We start from the raw sequence: 7,079 nt of genomic DNA on the forward strand, positions 1-7,079 counted from the left end.
GGGTACGCGCATTGGTCTTGGTGCGCTGTCCACGGACGGGCAGACCACGACGGTGGCGAAGACCCTGGTAGCAGCCGATTTCGATCTTGCGACGGATGTCGGCCTGAACCTCGCGGCGCAGGTCGCCCTCGACCTTGAGGGACTCGTTGATGTAATCGCTGAGCTTGCGCAGATCGTCGTCGCCGAGATCCTTGCTTCGCAGGTCGGGGCTGACGCCCGTCGCTGTGAGGATTTCCTTGGAGCGGGTACGGCCGACGCCGTAGATGTAAGTCAGTGCGATCTCCATGCGCTTTTCGCGCGGCAGATCCACACCTGCGAGACGTGCCATGTGGCATTTCCTTTTCTTGTCCGGAGGTCTGCTCCCAGTCCGTCCCCTGTGTCCTTCTCACCGCTGGGGTGTGAAGCGTCTTTCAACTAACTCAGTGGGGCCCCGGCCTCCGTGCCGGGGGTCTGCCGCGACGCGTGTGTCGCGGTTGGTGCTGGGAGGTCATCTTCTAGCTGTTGCCAAGCCGACGTGCGAAATGCTCGGTGGTTATCCCTGACGCTGCTTGTGACGCAGGTTGTCGCAGATCACCATGACGCGTCCGTTACGACGAATCACCTTGCACTTTTCGCAGATCTTCTTGACGCTCGGCTGAACCTTCACGTCGTTGATCTCCTGTGTGTAGCTCGGCCCCGCTGCGTGCAGTGGCCCCGAGCATGGTTCTCCCCGACCGGACGTGGCCGGGGAAGCTCTTACTTGTAGCGGTAAACGATGCGTCCACGCGTGAGGTCGTAGGGCGAAAGCTCCACCACGACGCGATCCTCGGGAAGGATGCGGATGTAGTGCTGACGCATCTTTCCGCTGATGTGAGCGAGTACCTTGTGGCCGTTTTCGAGCTCAATGCGAAACATCGCATTGGGCAGCGGTTCGACAACTCGGCCCTCTACCTCGATAGCACCGTCTTTCTTGGCCATATCCTCCGCGATCCTGGCTCTCACACCTGGTTGATTGCATCTGTTTCCGTTACCGTGATGCCCACTGACCGACCCGAATCAACGGGTCGACGTATCGCCGGAACGGTTCGCAGCCCACCAGGGCACGCGAACATCCGGTACGCAGGGCGCACCGTCGATCCATGCTACCGGGTAATGCACGTCTGGCCAAATGCGTCCAGTGTCCATACTCCAGGTCAACGTTTGCCCCAGTTCGATTTCCTGAGCTAACGTTCCGCCGGGCTGCATCACAGCCGCACAACCACTGGCCGTACCGACTGCGTTCGCAGCGGCGGCCGTGTCCGCGAAGACGACTACGAGGCACCCCTCTTGAGATCAGACACGCGCGCCGGAGACCCGGTCGTATCCGTCATCATCCCAATTCACAACGCCAAGGACGTTCTCGACGATCAACTGCGAGCTCTCGCTCGACAGGACTACGAGCATCCGTTCACGGTGATCATCAGCGACAACGGCTCGACCGACGGCCTTCGCGAACACATCGACAGCCATCACCTTCGTGGCGCTCTGGACCTGAGATACGTCGATGCTGCGGGAACCCCGGGGGCATCGTTCGCACGCAACCGGGGTGCAGACGCCGCCCGCAGCGAATTGCTTGCATTCTGCGACGCGGACGACGCGGTGCACCCGAGCTGGCTCCGACGCATCGTTGCGGGCCTCGACGAGTACGACCTCGTGGGTACCGGCCTGGAGACGGAGACACTGAACTCCGTTGCCACGCGAGCATCGACGCCTTTCGCACCGCCCACGGATCAGGGAAAGTCGACATTCCTGCCGTTCGTCATCGGTGCCAGCATGGCGTGCCGCAGATCGACCTACCGTCAGCTCGGCGGCATGCTCGAATATGTACACGCCAGCGAGGACATGGAATTCTCGTGGCGCGCACAGCACGCGGGCCGTCGGTTGCACTTCATCGCCGAACCACTGGTCTCGTACCGACTGCGCACCGGCCACCGGGAGAACTGGAAACAAGCGGGAGCTCTGGGATACGGATCGGCTCACGTGCGCGGCCTCTACCGAGTCCACGGCTGCCCGCCGTTCCGGGCCCGCTCGATCTCCGTCGCCCTGCTGATGCTGGGCGTACGGAACCCTCTGCTTCCGACTGCCGTGACCAGGATGCCCACTCGACTCTGGCTACGTCTGGTGGCTGCGCACCTCGGCCTGCTCCGTGGCGGGCGGCGCTACGGCTCGTTGGCCTGGTGACCCTGACCGGACCCGACCCTAACTGGGTCGCAGGGTCAGAATGCGCGGCCCGTCCTCGGTGACGGCAACGGTGTGTTCCCAGTGCGCGGATCGGGATCCGTCGGTGGTCACGACCGTCCACCCGTCGTCGAGAATGTCGGTGTCGTACGTTCCGAGGGTCAGCATGGGCTCGATCGCGAGGGTGGATCCGACCACCAACTCCGGCCCCTTGCCGGGCGCACCCTCGTTCGCGAGGAACGGGTCCATGTGCATTTCACGGCCGATGCCATGACCGCCGTACCCGTCGACGATTCCGTACTTGCGGCTGTGTGCCTGCTCGGCCGCGTGGGTTCCGGATTCGATGGCGTGCGAGACGTCCGTGAGCCGGTTGCCGGGAAGCATCGCGGCGATACCGGCTTCCATCGACAGCCGCGTCGCCTCGCTCAGCATCGCATCGGCCTCGATGATGTCGCCGACACCGAACGTCCACGCAGAGTCTCCGTGCCAACCGTCGAGAACTGCCCCACAGTCGATGGACACCAGGTCGCCTGCGACCAGCAGCTCATCCGCCGACGGAATGCCGTGCACCACACGGTCGTTCACCGACGAGCAGATGCTGCCGGTGAAGCCGTGATACCCGAGGAACGACGGCACAGCGCCGGCGTCGCGAATGACCGCCTCGGCCACTCGGTCCAGCTCGAGAGTCGAGACACCGGGTACCGCCGCTGCCCGAACGGCAACCAGAGCAGCGCCGACGACCGCGCCGGCCGCAGCCATGGCGTCGAGTTCGCCTGCGCTGCGGAACGGCACGACCTTGCGTTTACGGCCGAACGCCATTACTTGCCGTGGTCCTCGATGGACTTCAGCGCGCGAGCGTTGACCTCGTCCACCTCACCGATCGCGTCGACCGTCACGAGTTGACCCTCGTAGTAGTCGAGCAGCGGCGCGGTCTCGTCCCGGTACACCTTGAGTCGGTTCCGGATGACGTCTTCCTTGTCGTCCTCGCGTCCACGCGAGAGCATGCGTTCGACGACGACGTCCTCGTCGACGGCGAAGGAGAGTACTGCGTCGAGCTCGGCGTTCAGATCCGCCAGGATACCGACCAGCGCCTCGGCCTGACCCACCGAACGCGGGAAGCCGTCGAGCAGGAAGCCGTTCACCGCGTCGGGCTCGGCGAGGCGACTGCGGACCATGTCGATGGTCAGCTCACTGGGAACAAGGTCGCCTGCATCGAGGTACTTCTTCGCTTCGAGTCCGAGCGCCGCCTTCTCACCGATGTTCGCGCGAAACAGGTCGCCGGTGGAGATGTGCGGAACGCCCAGCTTCTCGGACAGGAGGACGGCCTGGGTGCCTTTGCCGGCACCGGGGGGACCGAGCAGAACAAGTCTCACTTGAGGAACCCTTCGTAGTTACGCTGCATCAGCTGGCTTTCGATTTGCTTCACGGTATCCAAGCCCACGCTGACCATGATCAGAACGGCGGTGCCGCCGAACGGCAGGTTCTGTCCTCCACCCGAACTTCCGATGTCGAGGAACAGGTTCGGGAGCACGGCAATGGTGCCCAGGTAGACCGCACCCGGCAACGTGATGCGACTGAGGACGTAGTTCAGATAGTCGGCGGTCGGCTTGCCCGGACGGATGCCCGGGATGAACCCGCCGAACTTCTTCATTTCGTCGGCGCGCTCTTCGGGGTTGAACGTGATCGCCACGTAGAAGTACGTAAAGAAGACGATCAGACCGAAGAAGATCGCGATGTACACCGGGTTTGCGGGGTTCACCAGGTACTCGTTGATGATGCGCTGCCACCAACTCGGGTCGACCGCGGTGCTCGCCGAGGTGAGCTGGGCGATGAGGTTCGGCAGGTACAGCAGCGAGGACGCGAAGATCACCGGGATGACGCCGGCCTGGTTGACCTTGAGCGGAAGGTACGTGGACGAGCCGCCGTACATCTTCCGACCGACCATGCGCTTGGCGTACTGGACGGGAATTCGGCGCTGACCCTGCTCGACGAAGACCACGCCGGTGATGATCAGGAACGCTGCGAAACAGACGAAACCGAACACCAATCCGCCGCGGCTCTCGAGGATCGAGTTGCCCTCGGACGGGATACGCGAGGCGATTCCGGCGAAGATGAGCAGCGACATGCCGTTGCCGACGCCGCGCTCGGTGATGACCTCACCGAACCACATGACGACGGCTGCACCGGCGGTCATGACGAGCACGATGATGACGAGGCCGAAGATGGACTGGTCGGCGATGATGTCCTGCTGGCAGCCCTGAAGCAGCTGGCCGCGCGAAGCGAGTGCCACCAGGCCGGTCGCCTGCAGGATGGCCAAGGCGATCGACAGATAACGCGTGTACTGCGTCATCTTGGCCTGCCCGGACTGGCCCTCCTTACGGAGTTCCTCGAACTTCGGGATGACGACGGTGAGCAGCTGCACGATGATGCTGGCGGTGATGTACGGCATGATGCCGATCGCGAACACCGAGAGCTGAAGGAGCGCTCCACCGGAGAACAGGTTGATCAACGAGTAGATGCCCGCCGAGTCTCCACCGGAGACCTGGTCGATGCATGCTCGGACATTGGCGTAGTCGACGCCCGGCGACGGCAGCGTGGCACCGAAGCGATACAGGGCGACCAGACCGAGCGTGAAGAGGATCTTCCGTCTCAGGTCAGGAGTCCTGAGGGCCGACACGAAGGCGGAAAGCAAAGATCCTCCTGGCACGACTGCATTGACGCTGCGAGTACTTCGTCGGGAGCGCAAACCGGTGCTCCCGTGAGCCTCACGAGCATGGACTGCAAGCGACATGCGTCGCCCGCATCGAAACGAACTTCTGTGAACTCTAGAACTCTAACAGTGCGTATCGAACCGCCCGACGGTCAGTGTTGGACCCCGTCCGTTCGGTCGACCACGGCACGTGGTGCCGAGGCAACGATGGCCGCAGCTCAGCTGCGAGAGCTGTGGCTGCGGCCATCGTCACGAACTGCTGGTCGATGCACTGCTACTCAGCACATCGAACCGATGCTCATACCTCGGTTGCAGAACCGCCGGCAGCGGCGATCTTTTCCTTGGCGGAGCCCGTGAACTTGTTGGCCGAGATCTCGACCTTCACGGTCAGGTTTCCGTCGCCGAGAACCTTGACGGGCTCGTTCTTGCGAACGGCACCCTTGGCGATGAGCTCGGGGATACCGATCTGACCGCCCTCGGGGAACAAACGCTCGATGTCGCGCAGGTTCACGACCTGGAACACGACACGGTTGCGGTTGGTGAAGCCCTTGAGCTTCGGGAGCCGCATGTGGAGGGGCATCTGGCCACCCTCGAAGCGTGCCGGCACGTTCTTGCGTGCGCCGGTTCCCTTGGTACCGCGACCTGCGGTCTTGCCACGCTTGCCACCTTCACCACGGCCGACGCGAATCTTCGTCGACTTGGATCCGGCTGCGGGGCGCAGGTGGTGCAGTTTGATGGTCATGGTTAGACCTCCTCAACAGTTACGAGGTGGCGCACCGTGTTGACCAGTCCGCGGTTCTGCGGGTTGTCCTCGCGGACGACCGTCTGGCGGATGCCCTTGAGCCCGAGAGTACGCAGGCTGTCACGCTGGTTCGCCTTCTGGCCGATGGTGCTCTTGATCTGGGTGACCTTCAGCTGAGCCATTACTTCACCGCTCCTGCCTGTGCGCGTGCGCGCAGCATTCCGGCGGGTGCAACCTCTTCGAGGGTCAGGCCGCGGCGAGCCGCAACTTCCTCGGGACGCTGCAGACCCTTGAGGGCTGCGACGGTCGCGTGCACGACGTTGATGGCGTTGTCGCTACCGAGCGACTTCGACAGCACGTCGTGGACACCGGCGCACTCCAGCACGGCACGCACAGCGCCACCGGCGATGACGCCGGTACCGGCGCTGGCCGGACGCAACATGACGACGCCTGCTGCGGCTTCACCCTGGATGGGGTGCGTGATGGTGCCGGCGATCATCGGGACGCGGAAGAAGCTCTTGCGAGCCTCCTCGACACCCTTTTGGATGGCCGCGGGAACTTCCTTGGCCTTGCCGTAGCCGACGCCGACCAGTCCGTTGCCGTCACCGACGATGACGAGGGCGGTGAAGCTGAAGCGTCGACCACCCTTGACCACCTTGGAGACGCGGTTGATCGTGACGACCTTCTCGATGAAGTTCGACTTGTCCGCAGCGTTGCCGCCACGGCCGTTGTCACGACGGTCACGACCGCCACCGCGGTTGTCGCCGCGCTGGTTGTTGTCGCCACCTGCGTTGGGGCCACTGTTCTGTCCGGCGGGGCCGCTTCCGCCGTCACGCCGTTGACGTCCCGGCATCAGGCTGTCCTTCCGTTGTCAGTCATTGTCATCATCAGAACGTCAACCCGCCTTCACGGGCTGCGTCTGCGAGTGCCGCGATGCGGCCGCTGTAGTTGTTGCCGCCGCGGTCGAACACGACTGCCTCGACGCCGGCTGCCTTCGCGCGGCTGGCGATGAGCTCGCCGACCTTCGCGCTGACGGCCTTCTTGTCGCCCTCGAGGGCGCGCACATCTGCTTCGATGCTCGACGCGCTGGCCAGCGTGTGGCCGGCGAGGTCGTCGATCAACTGCACGTGGATGTGACGCGAGGACCGGTTGACGACCAAGCGGGGACGCTCGGGCGTGCCGGAGATCTTCTTGCGAAGGCGGAAGTGACGACGTGCCTTCGACAGGCGACGCTTCGTCGAGACGTCGGTGCCACGCGGAGTGCGCTTGACGACGTTCGCCTTGTCTGCTGTTTGCTGGCTCATATCACTTACCCGTCTTTCCGACCTTGCGGCGGATCACTTCACCCTCGTAGCGGATGCCCTTGCCCTTGTACGGGTCCGGACGCCGCAGACGACGAATGTTGGCAGAGATCTGACCGACCTTCTGCTT

At 63.7% G+C, this 7,079-nt stretch carries 12 protein-coding genes; 1 reads left to right on the plus strand and 11 read right to left on the minus strand.

Annotated features, from left to right (window positions below; genetic code table 11):
* The 3 genes from rpsM to infA form a co-directional block, all read right to left on the minus strand.
* Positions 1-328 (minus strand): 30S ribosomal protein S13 (gene rpsM, locus A2J02_RS16645; protein WP_068051345.1); only part of this gene is annotated, 328 nt, incomplete at its 3' end.
* Positions 329-532: 204 nt separating this feature from the next.
* The gene (rpmJ, locus tag A2J02_RS16650; protein WP_025347279.1) at positions 533-646 is read right to left on the minus strand and encodes a 50S ribosomal protein L36; all 114 of its coding nucleotides are present in this window, start codon (positions 644-646) and stop codon (positions 533-535) included.
* A gap of 89 nt (positions 647-735) precedes the next feature.
* Positions 736-957: a translation initiation factor IF-1 gene (gene infA, locus A2J02_RS16655; RefSeq protein ID WP_005140011.1), complete on the minus strand. Its 222-nt coding sequence runs from the start codon at positions 955-957 to the stop codon at positions 736-738.
* Between the two features lie 348 nt (positions 958-1,305).
* On the opposite strand from infA, the gene A2J02_RS16660 reads away from it, so the two are divergent.
* Positions 1,306-2,199 (plus strand): glycosyltransferase, encoded by an 894-nt coding sequence (locus A2J02_RS16660; protein WP_068051347.1) that lies wholly within the window; start codon positions 1,306-1,308, stop codon positions 2,197-2,199.
* Positions 2,200-2,217: 18 nt separating this feature from the next.
* On the opposite strand, the gene map is transcribed toward A2J02_RS16660, so the two are convergent.
* The 8 genes from map to rplF form a co-directional block, all read right to left on the minus strand.
* On the minus strand, positions 2,218-3,015 hold the full coding sequence (gene map, locus A2J02_RS16665; RefSeq protein ID WP_068051349.1) for a type I methionyl aminopeptidase: 798 nt from the start codon (positions 3,013-3,015) through the stop codon (positions 2,218-2,220).
* Positions 3,015-3,569, minus strand: a complete 555-nt coding sequence (locus tag A2J02_RS16670) for an adenylate kinase (RefSeq protein WP_068051351.1) — start codon at positions 3,567-3,569, stop codon at positions 3,015-3,017. Before A2J02_RS16670 ends, map begins: the two co-directional genes overlap by 1 nt.
* Positions 3,566-4,888 (minus strand): preprotein translocase subunit SecY, encoded by a 1,323-nt coding sequence (gene secY, locus A2J02_RS16675; protein ID WP_032397531.1) that lies wholly within the window; start codon positions 4,886-4,888, stop codon positions 3,566-3,568. The genes A2J02_RS16670 and secY overlap by 4 nt, the downstream gene beginning before the upstream one ends.
* Before the next feature lie 316 nt (positions 4,889-5,204).
* A complete protein-coding gene (rplO, locus tag A2J02_RS16680; protein ID WP_032397532.1) occupies positions 5,205-5,648 on the minus strand; it encodes a 50S ribosomal protein L15 in 444 nt (147 codons plus the stop codon).
* A 2-nt stretch (positions 5,649-5,650) separates the two neighbouring features.
* A complete protein-coding gene (gene rpmD, locus A2J02_RS16685) occupies positions 5,651-5,830 on the minus strand; it encodes a 50S ribosomal protein L30 (RefSeq protein WP_008718256.1) in 180 nt (59 codons plus the stop codon).
* Positions 5,830-6,501: a 30S ribosomal protein S5 gene (rpsE, locus tag A2J02_RS16690; RefSeq protein WP_032397534.1), complete on the minus strand. Its 672-nt coding sequence runs from the start codon at positions 6,499-6,501 to the stop codon at positions 5,830-5,832. Before rpsE ends, rpmD begins: the two co-directional genes overlap by 1 nt.
* Before the next feature lie 34 nt (positions 6,502-6,535).
* A complete protein-coding gene (rplR, locus tag A2J02_RS16695; RefSeq protein WP_032365631.1) occupies positions 6,536-6,952 on the minus strand; it encodes a 50S ribosomal protein L18 in 417 nt (138 codons plus the stop codon).
* A 1-nt stretch (position 6,953) separates the two neighbouring features.
* On the minus strand, positions 6,954-7,079 hold a 126-nt coding region (gene rplF, locus A2J02_RS16700; protein WP_082898977.1), incomplete at its 5' end, for a 50S ribosomal protein L6.

The sequence above is a fragment of the Rhodococcus sp. EPR-147 genome (assembly GCF_001647185.1).
GTDB lineage: Bacteria > Actinomycetota > Actinomycetes > Mycobacteriales > Mycobacteriaceae > Rhodococcoides.

What these genes read in the sequence shown, in the direction of transcription:
- infA (WP_005140011.1), bottom strand. Translation starts at nt 957, where the DNA reads ATGGCCAAGAAAGACGGTGCTATCGAGGTAGAGGGCCGAGTTGTCGAA.
- map (WP_068051349.1), bottom strand. Translation starts at nt 3,015, where the DNA reads ATGGCGTTCGGCCGTAAACGCAAGGTCGTGCCGTTCCGCAGCGCAGGC.
- rplO (WP_032397532.1), bottom strand. Translation starts at nt 5,648, where the DNA reads ATGACCATCAAACTGCACCACCTGCGCCCCGCAGCCGGATCCAAGTCG.
- rpmD (WP_008718256.1), bottom strand. Translation starts at nt 5,830, where the DNA reads ATGGCTCAGCTGAAGGTCACCCAGATCAAGAGCACCATCGGCCAGAAG.
- rpsE (WP_032397534.1), bottom strand. Translation starts at nt 6,501, where the DNA reads ATGCCGGGACGTCAACGGCGTGACGGCGGAAGCGGCCCCGCCGGACAG.
- rplR (WP_032365631.1), bottom strand. Translation starts at nt 6,952, where the DNA reads ATGAGCCAGCAAACAGCAGACAAGGCGAACGTCGTCAAGCGCACTCCG.